15 protein-coding genes are annotated in these 20,147 nt (G+C 71.1%); 9 read left to right on the top strand and 6 right to left on the bottom strand.

Annotation, left to right across the window (positions count from 1 at the left end; translation table 11 throughout):
- Positions 1-7: 7 nt before the first annotated feature.
- The gene (locus tag AB0O19_RS13005; RefSeq protein ID WP_363619344.1) at positions 8-1,204 is read left to right on the top strand and encodes a hypothetical protein; all 1,197 of its coding nucleotides are present in this window, start codon (positions 8-10) and stop codon (positions 1,202-1,204) included.
- Between the two features lie 7 nt (positions 1,205-1,211).
- Here the strand turns inward: AB0O19_RS13005 and AB0O19_RS13000 are convergent, their stop codons facing one another.
- Together AB0O19_RS13000 and AB0O19_RS12995 are read right to left on the bottom strand one after the other, a co-directional pair.
- The gene (locus tag AB0O19_RS13000; RefSeq protein WP_363619343.1) at positions 1,212-3,395 is read right to left on the bottom strand and encodes an acyltransferase family protein; all 2,184 of its coding nucleotides are present in this window, start codon (positions 3,393-3,395) and stop codon (positions 1,212-1,214) included.
- Positions 3,396-3,530: 135 nt separating this feature from the next.
- A complete protein-coding gene (locus AB0O19_RS12995) occupies positions 3,531-4,025 on the bottom strand; it encodes a GNAT family N-acetyltransferase (RefSeq protein WP_363586955.1) in 495 nt (164 codons plus the stop codon).
- Between the two features lie 396 nt (positions 4,026-4,421).
- On the opposite strand from AB0O19_RS12995, the gene AB0O19_RS12990 reads away from it, so the two are divergent.
- The gene (locus tag AB0O19_RS12990) at positions 4,422-5,381 is read left to right on the top strand and encodes a helix-turn-helix domain-containing protein (protein ID WP_363586954.1); all 960 of its coding nucleotides are present in this window, start codon (positions 4,422-4,424) and stop codon (positions 5,379-5,381) included.
- A 79-nt stretch (positions 5,382-5,460) separates the two neighbouring features.
- Here the strand turns inward: AB0O19_RS12990 and AB0O19_RS12985 are convergent, their stop codons facing one another.
- From AB0O19_RS12985 to AB0O19_RS12970, 4 genes are all read right to left on the bottom strand, one after another.
- Positions 5,461-6,249 (bottom strand): histidine phosphatase family protein, encoded by a 789-nt coding sequence (locus tag AB0O19_RS12985; protein WP_363619342.1) that lies wholly within the window; start codon positions 6,247-6,249, stop codon positions 5,461-5,463.
- Between the two features lie 155 nt (positions 6,250-6,404).
- Positions 6,405-8,018, bottom strand: coding sequence for a monocarboxylate uptake permease MctP (gene mctP, locus AB0O19_RS12980; RefSeq protein WP_350879664.1), 1,614 nt, complete (start codon positions 8,016-8,018; stop codon positions 6,405-6,407).
- Entirely contained in the window at positions 8,015-8,281 is a 267-nt protein-coding gene (locus tag AB0O19_RS12975; protein WP_363619341.1) for a DUF3311 domain-containing protein, read from the bottom strand. The genes mctP and AB0O19_RS12975 overlap by 4 nt, the downstream gene beginning before the upstream one ends.
- Before the next feature lie 352 nt (positions 8,282-8,633).
- Entirely contained in the window at positions 8,634-9,425 is a 792-nt protein-coding gene (locus AB0O19_RS12970; RefSeq protein ID WP_244293370.1) for a GntR family transcriptional regulator, read from the bottom strand.
- A gap of 337 nt (positions 9,426-9,762) precedes the next feature.
- Between AB0O19_RS12970 and AB0O19_RS12965 the strand changes: the two genes are divergently transcribed.
- The 7 genes from AB0O19_RS12965 to AB0O19_RS12935 all read left to right on the top strand — a co-directional run bounded on the left by AB0O19_RS12965 (position 9,763) and on the right by AB0O19_RS12935 (position 19,641).
- Positions 9,763-11,055, top strand: a complete 1,293-nt coding sequence (locus AB0O19_RS12965) for an extracellular solute-binding protein (protein ID WP_363619340.1) — start codon at positions 9,763-9,765, stop codon at positions 11,053-11,055.
- 90 nt (positions 11,056-11,145) lie between these two features.
- Positions 11,146-12,174, top strand: coding sequence for a sugar ABC transporter permease (locus tag AB0O19_RS12960; protein WP_363619339.1), 1,029 nt, complete (start codon positions 11,146-11,148; stop codon positions 12,172-12,174).
- Entirely contained in the window at positions 12,171-12,998 is an 828-nt protein-coding gene (locus tag AB0O19_RS12955; RefSeq protein ID WP_363619338.1) for a carbohydrate ABC transporter permease, read from the top strand. The genes AB0O19_RS12960 and AB0O19_RS12955 overlap by 4 nt, the downstream gene beginning before the upstream one ends.
- 5 nt (positions 12,999-13,003) lie before the next feature.
- A complete protein-coding gene (locus tag AB0O19_RS12950; protein WP_363619337.1) occupies positions 13,004-14,557 on the top strand; it encodes a glycoside hydrolase family 3 protein in 1,554 nt (517 codons plus the stop codon).
- A 432-nt stretch (positions 14,558-14,989) separates the two neighbouring features.
- Positions 14,990-16,285, top strand: a complete 1,296-nt coding sequence (locus tag AB0O19_RS12945; protein WP_363588830.1) for an extracellular solute-binding protein — start codon at positions 14,990-14,992, stop codon at positions 16,283-16,285.
- A gap of 308 nt (positions 16,286-16,593) precedes the next feature.
- Positions 16,594-17,652: an SIS domain-containing protein gene (locus tag AB0O19_RS12940; RefSeq protein ID WP_063347859.1), complete on the top strand. Its 1,059-nt coding sequence runs from the start codon at positions 16,594-16,596 to the stop codon at positions 17,650-17,652.
- Positions 17,653-18,120: 468 nt separating this feature from the next.
- Positions 18,121-19,641, top strand: coding sequence for a PAS domain-containing sensor histidine kinase (locus AB0O19_RS12935; RefSeq protein ID WP_363588832.1), 1,521 nt, complete (start codon positions 18,121-18,123; stop codon positions 19,639-19,641).
- Positions 19,642-20,147 lie beyond the last annotated feature (506 nt).

Genomic DNA, 20,147 nt, shown 5'->3' with positions numbered 1-20,147 from the left:
CACCGCTGTGAAGCGCCCCGCCATCTTCATCCTGCCGACCGTGGTGGTCGCCGTCACCGTCGCCGTCCCGGTGGTCTGGGGGGACCACCCGCTCAAGTTCGTCCACCAGCGCCCGACCGCCGTGCACTGGGCCGGCTCCGCGACCGAGCAGGGACGGGTCTGGGGCTTCGGCAAGGACGCGCCGCCGGCCGAGGACACCGGCCCCAGGGTGGCCCGCCCGTGGGCCAAGGGCAGCCCCGAGTGGGGCGTGCAGGTGTACTGGCTGGACGATCCGGCGGACCCGGACAACTTCGTCCAGGGCAAGGTCGACCGCATCGTCAAGTACGTCGTCGGGCTGAACGCCAACTCCCTGTCGGTGACCTTCCCGTACTACACGACGGGCACCAGGTCGAACGCCGTCGCCGCCCGGCCGACCACCCCCACCCCGGAGCGGCTGGCCCTGCTGCTGGACGCCGCCCACCGGGCGGGCCTGCGCACCACCATCCGTCCGATCATGGACGAGGACGTCTTCGACTACCTCAACACCCTCAAGTGGCGCGGCAACATCGCACCGACCGACCGGGACGCCTGGTTCGCCAGCTACGCCGCCTTCCTGACGCCCTACCTGAAGACCGCCCAGGAACACTCCGCGGCCGAGGTCACCATCGGCACCGAGTTCAACTCGCTGGAGGGCGACCCGCGGTGGCCCGGTCTCATCGACCAGGCGCGGAAGACCTTCCACGGCGAGCTGGTGTACGACGCGAACTTCGACAACTGGTCCAAGGGCCCGATAGCGGTACCGGCGGACGGCACGGGCGTGGACGCCTACCCGCCGGCCAAGTCGGCCGGTGACGACGCCCCGGTCGCCGACCTGAAGGCCAGCTGGAACGCCTGGCTCGACAAGCGCGGCAGCGGTCCGCAGCCGACCACCAAGCTCACCGAGGTGGGCATCCCGGCGCAGAAGGGCGCCTACAAGACGCCCGGCGAGTACTACAAGAAGACCGAGCTGAACGAGACCGTCCAGGCGACCTGGTTCACCGCGGTCTGCCAGGTGGCGCAGGAGCGCAAGCTGCGCGGGCTGTACTTCTGGTCGCTGTACTTCGGCATCGACCCGAACCTGCCGACCAACCAGGACACCCCGCGGATGGACTACGCCGGGCGCCCGGCCTCCGAGCAGGCGATCCGCGACTGCTTCGCGCAGACCTACGAACTGCCGCCGTCCTAGGCCCCGGTCAGGGCGCGGTCCGGCCGGGCTTGGCCGAACTCGGCAGGCCCGTGGGCTTGGTGGTGGCCGGCGTCGCAGTTGTCGGAGTCGGAGTCGGAGTCGGAGTCGGCGTGGGTGCGGGCGTCGGTGTCGAGGTCGGCGCCGGGGCGGCCGTGGGCGGCCCCGACGGCGGCCCGGTCAGTCCGTCCGCGATCTGCTGCTCCAGCCACGGCGTCACGAACCGCATGCCGGCCGGAGTGAGGTGCACCCCGTCGTTGGCGGGGGTGACCCAGTGGCCGTCGCGGTCCTTCCACGCGCAGGTCTCGTACGGGCAGAAGAAGGTGTTGAGGTCGACCAGCCGGACGGCGCCGGCGGTGGCCTTCACGTAGGCGGCGACCTGCTGGTCGTAACAGGTGCCCCAGCCCTTGTCGATGGCGCCGTTCTCGACCCGTTCGTTCATCAGCAGCACCCGGGCGCCGGGCGCCCGGCGACGGACCTGGTCCACGGCCTGGCTGAGCTGGGTGGTGTAGCGGCTCCGGTAGTCCTCCTCGCAGGGACTGAGCCAGCTGCCGTCGAGGTACTGCTCGGCGGCGTCCCAGCCGAGGTGGATCACGACGGCCTGCGGGGCGGCGCCGGTGAGCTGCCGGTCCCACGCGGCGGCCCGGTCGCGGCACTCCCGGCTGGTGTCGAACTCCTCGCCGGAGGTGGTGCGCACCTTGTCCGGGTCGAACACGCCGCAGCCGCTGATCCCGCCGTCGACCACCCGGTAGCGGTCGCCGTGCCGGTAGAGGCCGGTGGCGAGGTCCTGGGCGAAGGAGTCGCCGAGGACGAGGACCGCGGGCTTGCCGCTCGGCCCGGACCGCATGTCGTACTGGACCCAGGCGGGCAGGTACCAGGCGCCGGTGGTGGCCACCGCCGTGGCGACGGCCAGCAGCGGGACGGCCGGGAAGGCCCGCCAGCGCAGCACCCGCAGCTTCTCGGTGCCGGTGTGCATCAGCCAGGCCAGCACCCAGGAGAGCGGTGCGCCGATGGCGAGCAGCAGTTGTGGCGAGATGTCGTCGACGTAGTGCTGGAGCAGCCAGTACACCGGCAGGTGGAGCAGGTAGAGGCTGTAGGAGATGGTGCCGGTGAGCCGCAGCGGGGGCAGTGACAGCAGCCGGACCAGCGGGCCCCGGTCGTGGCAGAGCGAGGCGGCCAGGACGGCGGCCAGCGCCGCGACCGCGGCCAGCCCGCCCTGGTAGAGCAGCGGCTCGTGGTAGCCGCTGACGGACAGGCTGGCCCAGACCAGGCCGCCGAGGGCCGCGGTCCCGAGCAGGGCGGGCGCCAGGGTGCCGGCCGCTCCGGAGCGGTCGAGCAGGCGCCGCCGGGAGCGGGTGGCGCCGTCGCGGTCGGGGGCCGCCGCGCGGACCTGGCGGCGCAGCCGCAGGTGGACGGCGAAGGCGGCGGTGGCGCCGGCCGCGAAGCCGACCGCGCGGGTCTCGGTGCCGAGGTAGAGGCGGTCGCTGTTGTCGCCGTTCCACATCAGCGGGGCGACGAGCGCGGCGACGACGAACAGCCCGGCGGTGACGACGCCGGTCGCGCGCAGCGAGCGGCGGCAGAGGCCGAAGACCGCGAGCAGCAGCAGCGGCCAGAGCGCGTAGAACTGCTCGGTGATGCTGAGCGACCACATGGCCGCGAGCGGGTCGATGGAGGCGAAGTGCTGCCAGTAGGCGTCGCCGCGGGCCAGCTGGGCCCAGTTGGCGACCTGGCCGAGCGCGGCGAGCGCCTGCGGGCGGAGGTCCCTGACGTCCCGTAGCGGGCTGACCAGTGCGGACAGCGCGACGACGAGGAGGACGGTGGCGAGCAGTCCGGGCAGCAGCCGCTTGGCCCGGCGGCGGTAGAAGACGCCGAGCCGGATGCCGTCGGTGCGGTCCAGTTCGCGGATCAGCACCAGGGTCACCAGGAAGCCGGAGAGGACGAAGAAGACGTCCACTCCGAACAGGCCGTTCTGGAACCAGTTGGTGTGGTAGAGCAGGACGGAGGCGATGGCGAGGCCGCGCAGCCCGTCGACCGCCGGGAAGCGGACGGAGGGCGGCAGCGGCCCGCGCGGCCGGGGCGCCGGTGCGGGGATCGCGTAGCGGCTGGTGGCCGGGGGCTCGATGCCCCGGGACGTGCGCATGTCCTGGAGCGTGGGGCCGCTCGCGGGCGTGCCGAGGCCGGGCCCGTCGTCCATGTGGTGCGTCCCCCCGGGATCGGTCGGCTGCCGCGACGTGGCATCAGACGTGATCTGTGGTTTATATCAAAAGACGTCCGTTGATCGTCTGTCGGTCACCGGGGAGGAGGAGGGCCGACGACGCCCCGGCCGGGCTCAGAACGCCAGGCTGTAGACCATCAGGTCCATGCCCGGGTACGGGGACCAGTCGCGCTCGGGGGTGCGGCGGAAGCCGGTCCGCTCGTAGACGCGGTGGGCGGCGGTCATCTGCGGGCGGGTGGAGAACGCCATCCCGTCCAGGGCGAGTTCGCGGCTGCGGGCGATGGTGGCGCGGACCAGGGCCTCGCCGACGCCCCGGCCGCGGGCGGCCGCGGCGGTGGCGAGCATCCGGATCTCGCCCTCGCGCGGGCCGGCGATGTCGGCCCACTCGGTGCCGCCGACGGCGTAGGTCACGCAGCCGAGGACCCGTCCTTCGGCCTGGTCGACCGCGACCAGGAGTTCGGCCTCCCGGGCCCGGCGGGCGGCGTCGCGCAGGAGCTCGACGTAGCTGCTCTCGGGCGAGGTGTGGCCGTCGCCGACGAAGGCCTCGACGGTGATGCGGCCGGCGTCGTCGAGGTCCTCCGGAAGGGCCTGGCGGATGAGGATGTCCATCCCGTCAGTGTGCCGGAACCGTCCGGGGTGGTGATCTCCGGGGTGGCCCGGACCGGGAGGGTGGCCGGGTCGGCGGAGGGGCGCAGCGAGGCGGCGGGCATGGTGCCGTACAGCCGGTCCAGGCGTTCCGGGCCGGCCGGGTAGCCGCCCGGGCGGTGCCAGTTGTCGCGGTCGGTGGCGGCGCCGCGGGCGACCTCCCGGCCGATCAGGGTGCCGAGCAGGCCGAAACCGCCGACGGCCCCGACCAGGGCGATTGCGCTTGCGAGAGTGCCGCTGTCCATGGCTCCACTCTGGTCGGGCGGGGCGGCGGCCACGAGTGGCAGGAATGACTGATCTCATCGAAAAACTGCCATCCGGCCCTTCCGTCGCCGGTGCCGGCCGGGCATCCTGGGCGGCATGCTGAAGAACGTGGTCGCGGTGGTGCTGGAGGAGATCCACCCCTTCGAGCTCGGTGTCGCCTGCGAGGTCTTCGGCCTCGACCGCACGGCCGACGGCCTGCCCGGGTACGACTTCGCGATCGCCGGCGCCCGCCCCGGGCCGCACACGACGCACGCCGGGTTCGCGGTGGACGTCCCGCACGGCCCCGAGCGGCTGGCCGGGGCCGACCTGGTGGTGGTCACCGCGACGGCGATCCGCCCGGAGTACCCGGAGCCGCTGCTGGCGGCGCTGCGCTCGGTGGTGGCGGACGGCGGCAGGGTGCTGTCCATCTGTAGCGGCGCCTTCGTGCTCGGCGCCGCCGGGCTGCTGGACGACCGCCGCTCCACCACCCACTGGCGGCACAGCGAGGACCTGGCCCGGCGCTTCCCGCGGACCGCCGTCGAGCCGGACGTGCTGTACGTGGACGACGACCCGGTGATCACCTCGGCCGGGACGGCCGCCGGCATCGACGCCTGCCTGCACCTGGTGCGCAAGGTGCAGGGCGCGGAGGTGGCCCGGGGGATCGCCCGCCGGATGGTGGTGGCGCCGCACCGGGAGGGCGGGCAGGCCCAGTTCGTGAGCCGCCCGCTGCCCGGCGGCGACGGCGACTCGCTGGCGCCGCTGCTCGACTGGATGCGCCACCACCTGGACCGGGACTGCACCGTCGAGCAGTTGGCCGCCAGGGTCCACATGTCCCCGCGCACCTTCGCCCGCCGCTTCCAGCAGGAGACCGGCACCACGCCGCACCGCTGGCTGACCGGGCAGCGGGTGCTGCTCGCCCAGCGGCTGCTGGAGTCCACCGCCGAACCGGTGGACGCGATCGCCGCCCGCTGCGGCTTCGGCAACGCGGCCGCGCTGCGGCACCACTTCGGGCGCCGGCTGGGGACCACGCCGCTGGCCTACCGGCGCTGCTTCGCCTGCCCGGACGACGAGGCATGACCGGACGACGAGGCATGACCGGACCGCGAGGCATGACCGGGCGACGAGGCGCGACCGGACGAGGGCGCGTGACGGCTCGTCAATTCTCCAGGGCGAGGTGGTCGACGGTGTTCCAGCGCTCCGGGTGCAGCCGCCCGTCCTGGGCGCGCCACAGGCTGGTGGAACAGTTGCGCACCGGCGCGAGCGCGGTGAGCCGTTCCTCGGTGAGCCGCTCCAGCACGTAGCGCAACATCAGCACCGTGCAGTCGTGCGCGACCAGCAGGACGGGCCGCCCGGCCTCCTCCTCGCAGACGTCCCGCAGCAGGCTGCGCACCCGCAGCGCGACGTCGGCCCAGGACTCGCCGCCGGGCGGCCGGTAGTACAGCTCGCCCATCTTGCGCCGCCGGGCGGACTCCTCCGGGTGCTTGGCCTCGATCGCGGCCCGCGTCAGCATCTCCAGGACGCCCAGCTCGCGGTCGCGCAGCCGCTCGTCGTGGCGCACGGCGAGGGTGACCGGGACGGCGCCGAGCCCGGCGGCCTGGGCGAGCGCGATCCGGGCGGTCTCGGTGGTGCGCACGTACGGCGAGCACCAGACGCTGCGCGGGCGGTCGGTGCTGGGCAGGGCGGCCCACCAGCGGCCGAGCGCCTGGGCCTGCTGCTGGCCGTGCAGCGACAGCGGGATGTCGGCGTCCCGGCAGCTGATCGGGACGCTGAGCGCGCCGGCGGCCTCGGCCAGATGGAACTCGACGTTGGCGGTGGACTCGCCGTGCCGGGTGGCGATCAGCACGGACGGCAGCCGGGTGGCCGACGCCGGGCGGTGGGTGGTGAGGTGGTGCGGGCTCTGGGTGGACTGGTGCTGGCCGTTGAGGGTGGTGCCGAGTTCTGCCATGGCCGCGTGCTCCCCGTGGGTCGATCAGTTGCCGGCCGGTCGCCGGTCCGGTCTGGTGGTGCCCTGCGAAGGCGGCTGTTCATACATATGATCGCGCCGCCTTCTCCAGTGTTCACGGAGAGGGCGGCGCGATCACAGGGCGCGTGCGGCGCGAATCAGTGCGCCGCTACGGGCTCCGGCGCGTTCTTCGGCTCCTCGTCGCCGGCCTCGGCGCTGTAGTCGGCGGGCCTGGTCTCGTCCGGGCCCTCGGGCGCCTTGACGGCGCGCAGCACCAGGGTGAGCGCCACCGCGACGATCAGGTTGAGCGCGAAGGCGGTCAGGCCGATGTAGCCGATCTCGCCGATGCCGGGGATCGCGGCCGCGTTGCCGCCGAAGTGCTTGGTGGCGGGGCTCGCGATGCCGTAGGCCTTCCAGGTGCCGTAGGCCATGCCGGCCGCCCAGCCGGCGAACAGCGCCCAGTGGTGGAACCAGCGGGTGAACAGGCCGCCGACGATCGCCACGAAGGTCTGGAGGATCCACAGGCCGCCGAGCAGTTGGAGGTTGATCGCGGCCTGCTTGTCCATGCCGAGCACGAAGACCAGCGCGCCGACCTTCACCAGCAGCGAGACCAGCTTGGCGATCCGGGTCTCGTCCGCCGGGGTGGCGGCGGGCTTCAGCCACTCCTTGTAGACGTTGCGGGTGAACAGGTTGGCCGCCGCGATCGACATGATGGCGGCCGGCACCAGCGCGCCGATCCCGATCGCCGCGAAGGCCACGCCGGTGAACCAGTCCGGGAACATGTCGGCGAACAGCTGCGGCACGGACAACTGGGCGTTGAACTTCTTGTCGCCCTTGCCGACGCCCGCCGCGATGGCCATGAAGCCGAGCAGCGCCAGCAGGCCCAGCATCAGCGAGTACGCGGGCATGATCGCCATGTTGCGGCGCACCGTGCCGCGGGACTTGGAGGCCAGCACACCGGTCACCGAGTGCGGGTACATGAACAGCGCCATCGCCGAGCCCAGCGCCAGCGTCGCGTACGTCCACTGCTTGTCGCCCGGGAGGGTCAGCGAGCCGGCGGACTTGGGGGCGCTGAACTTGTGCGCGGCCGCGTCGAAGATGTGCCCGTAGCCGCCGAGCCGGATCGGGATGTAGATCACCGCGACGATGATCACGATGTAGATCAGGGCGTCCTTGACGAAGGCGATCAGCGCCGGGGCGCGCAGCCCGGAGGAGTAGGTGTACGCGGCCAGCACGCCGAAGGCGAGGAACAGCGGCAGGTCCTTGACGAACCAGTTGGCGTTCTCGCCGCCGCCGACGCCCAGCACGTCCAGCACCGCCTGGATGCCGACGAGTTGGAGCGCGATGTACGGCATGGTGGCCAGGATCCCGGTCAGCGCGACGACCAGGGAGAGCGGCCGCGAGCCGTACCGGCCGCGGACGAAGTCGGCCGGGGTGACGTACCCGTGCACCCGGGAGACCGACCAGAGCCGGGGCAGGAAGAGGAAGACCAGGGGGTAGGCGACGATCGTGTACGGCACCGCGAAGAAGCCCGCCGCACCGGTCGCGTAGACCGCCGCCGGGACGGCGACGAAGGTGTACGCGGTGTAGAGGTCGCCGCCGAGCAGGAACCAGGTGACCCAGGTCCCGAAGCTGCGGCCGCCCAGGCCCCACTCGTCCAGGTGCGCCGCGTCGTCCGCGCGCCGCCAGCGGGCGGCGAGGAAGCCCATCACGGTGACCAGGACGAAGAACAGCACGAAGACCGTGAGGGCCGGCACGTTGACGTGGCTCATCGCGCGCCACCCGCCTTCCGCGCCGCCTTGCGGGCCTTCTCGTCCCGGTTGATCAGCAGGTACGCGGCCACGGTGAACACCGCCGACACCGGCACCCAGAGCAGTTGGTACCAGTAGAAGAACGGCACCCCGCCGACGTCCGGGTCGGTCTTGTCGTACGAGGACACCCACAGCGTCGCGACGATCGGCACGAGCAGGGCGAGCCCGGCCAGCACCCGTTCGGGGGTCACGGCGGGCACCCGCTCCCCGGGTGGCTCGGGCATGACAGGTTCGACGGTATCGGGATCAGACGGCATCTTCGGCTCCGCTCCGGAGGGTTCTCCCCGTCGGCGCCGCAGCCCGCGGGGCACCGCACGCCCCCGCGAACCCGCCGAGCAGCACCATCGGTGATCGACAGTCAGTACGGCTGCGCAATCTAGGGCATGGGGTGATCCATGTCACCGGGGTCGGCGCAACTTCCCGCCATCCGGACGGCATCCGGTCGTATTCGACCGGTACTGCCCCTTCCGTGACGCGAACGGGCACCGGCGCGCGCGGGTCGCGCGCGCCGGTGCCCGTGGTGCGCGGGGGGAGTGCCCCGCCCGGACTGCTTCGCCCCGGACTGCTCCGCCCGGACTACTCCGGGCGCTTGAGCCGGGTGATGAACTTGTAGCGGTCGCCGCGGTAGATCGAGCGGACCCACTCCACCGGGTCGCCGTCGGCGTCGAAGGAGTGCCGGGAGAGCTGGAGCATCGGCAGTCCGAGGTCGGAGCCGAGCAGGCCGGCCTCGCGCGGGTTGGCGAGGGTGGTCTCGATGGTCTCCTCGGCCTCGGCCACGGTGACCCCGTACACCTCGCGCAGCGCCGCGTACAGCGAGTTGTGCTTGGCGAGGTTGCGCCGCAGCGCGGGGAAGCGCTTGGCGGACAGGTGGGCGACCTCGATGGCCATCGGGTCGCCGTTGGCCAGGCGCAGGCGCTCGATCCGCAGCACCCGGCCGCCGGGCTTGATGTCGAGCAGCGGGGCGAGCCGGTCGTCGGCGGTGATGTAGCCGATCTCGATCAGCCGCGAGGCGGGCTCCAGGCCCTGGGCCCGCATGTCCTCGGTGTAGGAGGTGAGCTGGAGGGCCTGGGCGACCTTGGGCTTGGCGACGAAGGTGCCCTTGCCCTGGATGCGCTCCAGCCGGCCCTCGACGACCAGTTCCTGCAGCGCCTGGCGCACGGTGGTGCGGGAGGTGTCGAACTGGGCGGCCAGCGCGCGCTCGGGCGGGACCGGGGTGCCGGCGGGCTGGGTCTCGGTGAGCTGGAGCAGGTGGCGCTTGAGACCGTAGTACTTGGGGACGCGCGCGGTCGGGTCGGCGCCGGCCTGCGTCGGGAGGTTTTTCACCTCGGGGTCGTTGACCTGGGCGGTGGTTCCCCCGTCGCTGCTCATCGGACCTGTTCTCCCGCTTCTCGCGGGGCCTTTACGGGCCCCGCCACATAGTTAACGGGTGACATCGTTGCATGTATGGCTACGGAACGAATACCTCATCACGCGATGAACGATGTGCGGTGTCGGCTTGATAACGGGTGGTCCGGATCGGTCGAACAGCCGTTGACAGGCCCATTGGTCTAGGCCAAGCTCCAGGCATCTGGTCTACACCACTAGGCCGGTCACTATGAATCCCCCCACCCGCTCGAAGGGGTCCGCGGCACCTTTCCCCCCGCTTTACGTGGGTCTGCCGCTGCCGCCCGACGGGGGTAACCCAGGCATCCCTCAGGAGGATGGCGTGAAGCGTCAGCTCATCGCGGCGGTCGGCGTCGCAGCAATGGTCGTCGGCCTGGCGGCCTGTGGCTCGGACGGCAAGAGCAAGGACAACGCCGGTTCGAACTCGTCGTCCGCGGCGGGCGCCAAGAACTACAGCGGCAAGACGCTGAAGGTGTGGCTGATGACCGGCTCCGCCCCGAAGGGCTGGACCGACGCGGTCAAGAGCGAGTTCGAGACCACCTACCCGGGCTCCAAGGTCGACTTCCAGATCCAGGAGTGGGACGGCATCGGCCAGAAGGTGACCGCCGCGCTGTCCGAGGGCTCGGTCGACGTCGTCGAGCTCGGCAACACCCAGACCTCCGGCTACGCCGCCTCGGGTGGCCTGCTCGACATCACCAAGGACAAGTCCGCCCTGGGCGGCGACGGTTGGAACGCCAACCAGAACGAGGCCGCCCAGCTGGACGGCAAGCAGTTCGCCGCCCCGTGGTGGGTCTCCAACCGCGTCGTCGCCTACAACAAGGACCTCTGGGCCAAGGCCCAGCTGACCGACGCGCCGAAGACCCTGGACGAGTTCTACGCCGACCTGGACAAGCTGAAGGCCACCGAGGGCGTCGTCGACCCGATCTACCTGCCGGGTCAGGAGTGGTACACCTACTTCGGCCTGCTCACCGGTGAGGGCGGCAAGATCGCCAAGAAGGACGGCGACAAGTGGGTCGGCGGCCTGTCCTCGCCCGAGGCGCAGAAGGCCTTCGAGACCTACAAGAAGCTGCAGGGCTACTCGGCCACCGGTCCGAAGGACAAGGACGAGGCCACCCCGCAGCAGAAGGACGTCTTCGGCAAGGGCAACGTCGGCACCATGATCGCCCTCGGCTGGGAGCTCCCGGCGGAGAAGGACATGCCGAAGGACAAGATCGGCTTCTTCCCGCTCCCGGGCAAGACCGCTGACAAGCCCTCCGGCGTCTTCCTCGGCGGCTCGAACCTGGCGATCGGTGCGCAGAGCAAGAACACCGACATGGCCAAGGACTTCCTGAAGATCGCCCTCAACGACAAGAACGAGGGTGCGGTCGCCGCCGCCGGCAACATCCCGAACAAGGCCGCGCTGAACAGCCAGCTCACCGGCGACTTCGCGAAGGCCGCCCAGTCCGCCTCGGCGGTCGGCGCGGTCACCCCGATCACCCCGAACTGGGCGAGCGTCGAGGACAAGCCGAACCCGATCAAGGAGTTCCTGACCGCCGCCCTCCAGGGTGGCGACTACGCGGCCACCGCGAAGAAGTACGACGACGAGATCGCGAAGCGGCTCAACCAGAAGCAGTAGGCACCGAGCGGCGTCGCTCACCGACCCCCGGCGGGGGGTCGGTGAGCGACGCCTGTCCGTCGTGGTTCGGGTTGTGAGGAAGTGAGAACGATGGCTGTGCATTCGGAGCGGGTGCAGACGCAGTCCCCGGATTCAGGGAAGGCTGCCGTGGCCGGAATTGAGACGAGTGCCGCCGGTGGTGGCGCCAACGGCACCCCCCGCAAGGGCGCCAGACCCGCGGGCGGGCCGGGCCTCGGCGCACGCCTGGCACCGTACCTGCTGCTGCTGCCCGCCACCGTGGCGACCGTCGCCCTGCTCGGCTGGCCGCTGGTGAAGACGGTCCTGCTGTCGTTCCAGAACCTCAACAAGCGCCAGTTCGTCCAGCACCTGACCGAGTGGAACGGCTTCGACAACTACAAGGAGCAGCTGACCGACCCGGACTTCTGGGCGGTCACCGGGCGCACCGTCGCCTTCACCCTGGTCAACGTCGTGCTGATCATGGCCGGCGGCACCCTGATCGGCCTGCTGCTCAACCGCCTCGGCAAGCGGATGCGGCTGCTCCTCTCGGTCGGCCTGCTGATGGCCTGGGCGATGCCCGTGGTCGCCGCGACCACCGTCTACACCTGGCTGTTCGACCAGCAGTGGGGCGTCGTCAACTGGTTCCTGGACAAGCTGGGTTGGCACGCGATGGCCGACTACAACTGGATGAGCGACCAGTACTCGACCTTCTTCGTGGTGATCCTGCTGATCGTCTGGCAGTCGGTCCCCTTCGTGGCGTTCAACATGTACGCCGGACTGACCACCATCCCCAAGGAGCTCTACGAGGCCGCCCGGATGGACGGCGCCGGCGCGTCCAAGATCTTCGGCTCGGTGATCTTCCCGAACCTGAAGCCGTTCTTCCTGGCCACGACGTTCCTGGAGATCATCTGGGTCTTCAAGGCCTTCACCCAGGTGTACGCGATCAACGGCGGCGGCCCCGAGAACCTGACCCGGACCCTGCCCGTGCACGCCTTCCTGGAGGGTTCGTCCGGGCAGCACTACGGCATCGGCTCCGCGATCGCGGTGCTCACCATCCTGATGCTGGGCGCGATGATGGCGTACTACTTCCGCATCATGATCAAGCAGGAGGACGAGCTGTGAGGCGCTCGCTCATCGGACGTACCTGGCCGAACGTGATCGCGGTCGTCCTCTTCGTCTTCTTCATCTTCCCCGTCTACTGGATGATCGCGACTGCCTTCAAGCAGGACAACGACATCATCAGCAAGACGCCGGTCTTCATCCCGTTCAACGGGACCCTCGACCACTTCACCACCGCGATCAACGCGCCCAACTTCTGGACGTACGTCACCAACAGCCTCGTCGCCACCATCGGCGCGGTGCTGATCTCGCTGGTGATCGCGACCCTCGCGGCCTTCGCCATCGCCCGGATGAAGTTCCGCGGCCGCAAGGCCTTCGTCCTGGTCGTCATGGTCGCGCAGATGGCGCCGTGGGAGGTCATGACCATCGCGGTCTACATGATCTCGCGCGACAACGAGATGCTGAACAGCCTCGTGCCGCTGACCTTCTTCTACATGATGATGGTGCTGCCCTTCACCATCTGGACGCTGCGCAGCTTCATCGCGGCGGTGCCGAAGGAGCTGGAGGAGTCGGCCATGGTGGACGGCTGCACCCGCTCCCAGGCCTTCGTGAAGGTGATCTTCCCGCTGCTGGCCCCCGGCCTGATGTCGACCTCGCTGTTCGGCTTCATCACCGCGTGGAACGAGTTCCCGCTCGTCCTGATCCTCAACAAGGAGGAGGGCAAGACCCTCCCGCTGTGGCTGTCGTCCTTCAAGACCGCCTTCGGCAACGACTGGGGCGCCACCATGGCCGCGTCCACGATGTTCGCCATCCCCGTGCTGATCCTGTTCGTCTTCCTGCAGCGCAAGGCGGTCGGTGGACTGACCGACGGCGCCGTGAAGGGCTGAGAAACGTGAGCATCCTCGTCCCCACCGCTCCGGTCAGCGACCAGCTGCACCGCGACGCCCTGACCGTCCTGCAGCCCGGCTTCGTCGGCACCGAGCCGCCGCAGTGGCTGCGCCGCCACCTCGCCGCCGGGCTCGGCTCGGTCGCGCTGTTCGACCGCAACGTGGTCGACCTCGACCAGCTCGCCAGGCTCACCAAGGCGCTGCGCGAGGAGAACCCCGACCTCCTGATCGCCATCGACGAGGAGAGCGGCGACGTCACCCGGCTGGAGGCGGGCTCCGGCTCGTCCTGGCCCGGCAACCTCGCGCTCGGCGCGATCGACGACCCGGCGCTGACCCGGGACGTCGCCCGCGAGCTGGGCCGGGCGCTGGCCGCGGCCGGCGTCAACTACAACTGGGCGCCCACCGCGGACGTCAACTCCAACCCGCGCAACCCGGTCATCGGCGTCCGTTCCTTCGGCGCCGACCCGGAGCTGTGCGCCCGGCACACCGCCGCCTGGGTGGAGGGCCTCCAGTCGGCCGGCGTGGCCGCCTGCTCCAAGCACTTCCCCGGCCACGGCGACACCGCCGTCGACTCGCACCACGGGCTGCCGGTCATCGACGTCGACCTGGACGTGCTGCGCTCCCGCGACCTGATCCCGTTCCAGGCGGCGATCGCGGCCGGCACCAAGGCCGTGATGACCGCCCACATCATGATCCCGGCGCTCGACCCGAAGCTGCCGGCCACCCTCAGCCCGCTCGTGCTGCGCGACCTGCTGCGCGCGGCCCCGGCCGACGGCGGCCTCGGCTACCAGGGCCTGATCGTCAGCGACGCGATCGAGATGGGCGCCATCGCCGACACCTTCGGGATGGGCGACGGCACCGTGCTGGCCCTGGCGGCCGGCGCGGACGCGATCTGCGTCGGCGGCGGGCTGGCCGACGAGGACACCGTGCTGATGCTGCGCGACGCCATCGTGGCGGGCGTGCGGGCCGGCGTGCTCTCCGAGGAGCGGCTGGCGGACGCCGCCGACCGGGTCCGCTCGCTCGGCAGCTGGGGCCGGATCTCGGCCCAGGGTGAGCGGCCGGAGCCGGACCTCGCGGTCGGCCTGCGGGCCGCCCGCCGGGCGCTGAAGGTGGTCCGGGCGCCGGGCCGCGAGCCGCAGCCGGTGTCCGAGCGCCCGTTCGTGGCCTCGTTCTCGGACGAGCCGAACATCGCCGTCGGCGACGTCACCCCGTGGGGCGTGGCCGGCATGCTGGCCGACCGCTTCCCCGGCACCCGCACCCGCGCGGTCTCGGCGGCCGAGGCCGCCCCCGAGCTGCTGGACGCCCTGGTCGCCGAGCTGGTGGCCGGCGCCGAGGGCCGCCGCCTGGTGCTGGTGGTCCGGGACGCGCACCGGCACGCCTGGATGTCCGCCGCGCTGGGCCGCCTGGTGGCGGCCCGGCCGGACGCCGCGGTGGTCGAGATGGGGCTGCCGCAGTCCGAGCCGGTCGGCGCGCTCTACATCGCCACGCACGGCGCCGCCCGGGTCTGCGGGCTGGCGGCCGTGGAGGTGCTCACCGGGCAGCCGGGAGCCATCGGCTGAGACCGAGGGGGGGCGTCACCGGGAGTGTCCGGGAGGCGCCGGCCGACGGGCCCGTCATGCGCATGTCGCATGGCGGGCCCGTTCCGTTTCCCCGCCGTTGACCTGCGGATTCGCCAGGTGACCGTGCTCCCTCAAGTGGGCCTTAAATCCACCTTAAGTTCCACTTAGGGTGACGATACGGCGACTGATCGCCACGGGGTACAACAGCTCTGCAACGGCCGTGGCGACGAGGCCATTTGGCCGTTGACACCACCTATGGTCTAGGCCAGAGTCCAGTCATCCGGTTCGAAATTCAACCTCACCGGATGTGGTATCGGCCCTCCCCGAAGCTCTTCGCCCCTGCCCGGACCCTCCGTTGCGGGCGCCATCACGCTGCCGGCGGGCAACACGGCTCTAGCACCCTCGGAGGATGGCGTGAAGAAGCGTCAGCTCATGTCGACGTTCGGAATCACTGCCCTGGCGATCGGGCTGACGGCCTGTTCGTCGGCCGGCACGGCGTCGAAGGACGGCAAGAGCCCCGGCGCCGACCCGAAGGCCGCGAGCGGCACCGTCACCGTCTGGCTGATGGACGACGCCCAGAAGAACTGGCCCGACCTGGTGCAGCAGGTCAACGACCAGTTCGCGGCGAAGTACCCGAACGTCACCCTCAAGCTCGCCTACCAGGGTTGGGCCGACAAGGTGACCAAGCTCGACAAGGCGATCGCCGACGGCTCCGCGCCCGACGTGGTCGAGCTGGGCAACACCGAGACCATGAAGTACGTGCTCTCCGGCGCGCTGGCCCCGGTCGACCGGACCACCTTCGACAACTCCGACAGCTGGATCAAGGCGCTCGCCAACACCTGTACGTACCAGGACAAGCTCTGGTGCGTGCCCTACTACGCCGGCGCCCGGGTCGCCATCTACAACGCCGCCACCTTCCAGCAGGCCACCGGCAGCGCCGAGTTCCCCAAGACCGAGGCCGACCTGACGGCGGCCCTGGACAAGGTCGCCGACAAGAACAAGGCCGACAAGAGCTACTCCTCGCTCTACCTGCCCGGCCCGTACTGGTACGCCGCGATGAGCTACGTGGCCGCGTACGGCGGCAGCATCGCCAAGTTCGACAGCTCCGGCAACTGGCACGGCACCCTGCACGACGCCAAGTCCCAGCAGGGCATCAGCCACTTCGTCGACCTGGTCCGCAAGTACACCAAGGGCGACCTGACGGTGAACGAGCAGAACCAGTTCGAGTCGATGGCCCGTGGGCGCGCCGGGTCCTTCTACGGCAACGGCTACGAGGCGGCCAGCGTCGTCGCGCCGGGCACCGGCGACCCGAGCCTCAAGGACACCGTCAAGATGGCCACCATGCCCGGCCCGGACGGCAAGCCGCTGCCCACCTTCATCGGCGGCTCCGACCTCGCGGTCACCGCCAAGTCCACGCAGGTCGAGCTGGCCACCGACTGGGTGCGGATGTTCACCAGCACCAAGTCCCAGCAGACGCTGGCCGACAAGGACATCCTGCCGAACAACCTCACCCAGCTGAACCCGCTGAAGAACAAGCCGACCACCGCCGCGGCGGCCAACGCCGTGCCGGACGCCTGGTTCACCCCGCTGGCCCCCGGCTGGGGCGCGATCGAGAAGCAGAAGATCCTGCCCGACATGCTGACCGGCATCCTCAAGGGCAAGTCGGTGGACCAGGCCACCAAGGACGCCGACGCCGCGATCGACCAGCTGATCAACAAGGCGTCCTGACCCCGCGCCGCCGTCCAGGTCCTAGAAGTCTCCTGAAGATCTTGCTTCGGACACCCGATTCACCCCGGTTTGCCGGGAAATGTCAACCAGGTCGAACTGGTGCAAGCCGGGCGCGTTTTCAAGATCTTCATCAGCCTTCTAGGGCCCGTCCCGTCCGGGGCGGGCCTTCGGGTGTGCCCGCCGGGGGCGGCCCCCGTAGGATTGCGGCAGGAAACCACCGCAGCGAGTGTGCGGACTCGCCGCCGTAGAGGTCCCCGTCGGGCAACCTGCCCGGAGGGGTCGAACCATCTCATCGGAGGCACATCCTGATGTCCGACCCGCAGACTGTTTCCGTCCCCGGCCGGATCATGGCGGCGGAGATGGCCGAGCAGCCGGCCGTCCTCCAGCGCATCCTCGACGAGGGTGCCCCGAAGATCCGCCAGATCGCGGCCGAGATCGCCGCCCGCAACCCTCGCTTCGTCCTGCTGACCGCGCGCGGCACGTCCGACAACGCGGCGCTGTACGCCAAGTACCTGATCGAGATCCTGCTCGGCAAGCCGGCCGGTCTGACCTCGATGTCCACCACCACCGCGTACGGCGCCAAGCCGGACCTCACCGACGTCCTGGTCGTCACCGTCAGCCAGTCCGGCGGCTCGCCCGACCTGGTGGCCTCCACCAAGGCCGCCCGCGAGGCCGGCGCCATCACCCTCGCCGTCACCAACAACGCGTCCTCGCCGCTGGCCGAGGTCTCCGAGTTCCACATCGACGTGCTGGCCGGCCCGGAGAAGGCGCTGCCCGCCACCAAGACCTACACCGCCGAGCTGCTGGCGCTCTACCTGCTGGTCGAGGGCCTGCGCGGCGGCGACGGTGCGGCGGCCAAGGAGCTGCCCGGCCTGGCTGCCGGCGTCCTGGCCCGCCACGCCGAGGTGAAGGCGCTGGCCGAGCGGTACCGCTTCGCCCAGCGCCTGGTCATCACCTCGCGCGGCTACGGCTACCCGACCGCCCGCGAGGCGGCGCTGAAGCTGATGGAGACCACCTACATCCCGGCCTCCCCGTTCTCCGGCGCCGACCTGCTGCACGGCCCGCTGGCCATGGTGGACAACGTCTCGCCGGTCATCGCGATCGTCCCGGACGGCAAGGGCGGCGAGGCCCTGCAGCCGGTGCTGGACCGCCTGCGCGGTCGCGGCGCGGACCTGGTCGTGGTCGGCCAGCAGGCGCAGGTGGACGCCGCCTCGGCCGGCTTCGCCCTGCCGGCCGGCGTGCCGGAGGAGGTCCAGCCGATCCTGGAGATCCTCCCGCTGCAACTGCTGGCCTACGAGGTCACCATCGCCCGCGGCCAGGACCCGGACGCCCCGCGCGCCCTGGCCAAGGTCACCGAGACGCACTGAGGCACGGCGCCACGCGATCGGGCCCCTGTCCACAGGCTGTGGACGGGGGCCCGACTCGTTGAGCGGCGGAACATGGCTTCGGCGGGGGAGCGCCCGGGGAACGCGTCGCACCCCCGGAGCCCGGCGCACCCGGAAAGCACTACGGGCCACGGCGCCGACACGGGACCCTCAACCCATGCGGCACCGCAGCCCGGAGCTGTCGTCGGTCGCCGGAGTCGATCGAGAACTGTGCGGGGTCCTCGTTCGGCGGCGTCCGACCGAGGAAAGGCCTCGCGCGGTCAGGGCAGTTGCGCGGTGGGCCTCTCCTTGGTGCCCTTTCATTGTGGACTAGACCAATCTGGGTTGTCCAGGCCGCTCCGGAAATTGGTCTGGACAACTTCGGGCAGTGGGCTCCGCCGCAGGCCCGGCGCGTGATCCGTTCCCCGGTCCGCCGCGCCCCGCCCCGACCGGCGGCGCTACCCTCGCCATGTGCCCTCGCTGAACGAACTCGTCCGCCGCCACACCACCCTGACCGGGGCCGATGTGGAATGGCTCCACATGCTGGTCTCGGAGTGGCAGCTCCTCTCCGACCTCTCCTTCGCCGACCTGGTGCTGTGGATCCCCACCTGGGACGGCATCCGCTACGTCTCGGTGGCGCAGATGCGGCCCAACACCGGCCCCACCTCCTACCAGGACGACATGGTCGGCCACCTCGTCCCGCGCGGGCGCCGCCCGCTGCTGGACGCCGCCTTCGACGAGGGCCGGATCGTGCGCGAGGGCGACCCGGAGTGGCGCGAGGAGGTGCCGGTCCGGGTCGAGTCCATCCCGGTCCGGCGCGAGGGCAAGGTGCTCGGGGTGATCGCCCGCAACACCAACCTGCTGACCGTCCGCACCCCCAGCCGGCTGGAGCTCACCTACCTGCAGAGCGCCTCCGACCTGGCCCAGATGATCGCCGCCGGCAGCTTCCCCTTCCACGGCGTCGAGCAGATCGACATGGACGCCGCCCCCCGGGTCGGCGACGGCCTGATCCGGCTCGACGCGGACGGCATCGTCACCTACGCCAGCCCCAACGCCCTGTCCGCCTACCACCGCCTCGGCCTCACCACCGACCTGGTCGGCAGCCACCTGGGCCGGGCCACCGCCGAACTGGTCCCGCCCTCCCGGGCGGCCGTGCACGAGGCGCTGGTGAAGCTGGCGAGCGGCTGGGCGCCGCGGCAGACCGAGGTCGAGGTGCAGGGCGGGGTGGTGACCCTGCGGGCCATCCCGCTCAAGCCCAAGGGCACGCTGACCGGTTCGCTGGTGCTGTGCCGGGACGTCACCGAACTGCGCCGCCGCGACCGCGAGCTGATGACCAAGGACGCCACCATCCGGGAGATCCACCACCGGGTGAAGAACAACCTGCAGACCGTCGCCGCCCTGCTGCGGCTGCAGTCCCGCCGGATGGAGTCGGAGGCCGGCCGGGCCGCGCTGGACGAGGCGGTGCGCCGGGTCGGCTCGATCGCGATCGTGCACGAGACGCTGTCCCAGGCGCTGGACGAGCAGGTGGCCTTCGACGAGATCGCCGACCGGGTGCTGGCGATGGTGATGGAGCTGTCCCAGGACGGCCGGGTGGCGACCCGCCGCAGCGGCAGCTTCGGCATCCTGTCCGCCGAGGTGGCCACCCCGCTGTCGATGGTGCTGACCGAACTGCTGCAGAACGCTCTGGAGCACGCCTTCGGCCCGTCCGCCTCCGGGAACCTGGAGGTCAGCGCGCTGCGCGGGCGGGCCCCGGCGACCGGGGCGGGCTGGTCGGACAGCTGGAACGGCGGCGCCCGGCCGGAGGAGTTCCTGCTGATCACGGTGCAGGACGACGGTCGCGGCATGCCCGAGGGGTTCGACCCTCAGACGGCCGGCAACCTCGGCCTGCAGATCGTCCGCACGCTGGCCACCGGCGAGTTGGGCGGCACCTTCGACATGGTGGCCGGTCCGGACGGCGGCACCAAGGTGATCCTGGAGATCCCGGTCCGCTGATCCGCCGACCGGTCCGCGGTGCGGGTCCGCGGTCCGGTCGGCGTGCGGTCCGCGGAAAGGTGCATCGAGGCGCGCGGTGGGGGCGTGCACTCGGCGAAAGGCGCCGGGTGCCCACCTCGCGAGCCCGGCGCGGGCGGCCCGCGCGAGGGCGTGCCAGGGTGCGGGCGCGCCGGGGCGCGCACACGGACCGGGGCGCGAAAACAGAAACGAGGCCCTGTCGACCGGGGGGGGTGGGTCGACAGGGCCTCTCAACCCGTTCCGGCCGTCGGGGGGAGTCGGCCGGAACGGGGGCTCTGGGTGGTGCGACACCTCGCCCGTGCGTTGCACACGGTGAGCGCCACAGCTCCACGATATTGCTCTAAGTGAACAGTATCAAGTGGCTGGACGGTCCGGTGTCGCGGGACCTCGCCAGGCAAGGCCCTTTGTGCGGAAGGCTTCACCAGGAGGTGCAGGGAAGCCTTTGATCATGTGTTGATCGGTGTTTCGGTTACTGCTGGTGTTACGGC

Source organism: Kitasatospora sp. NPDC091276, assembly GCF_040684355.1.
GTDB lineage: Bacteria > Actinomycetota > Actinomycetes > Streptomycetales > Streptomycetaceae > Kitasatospora.
The sequence above is the reverse complement of the archived record's forward strand: the minus strand, read 5'-3'. Positions and strand labels throughout refer to the sequence as shown.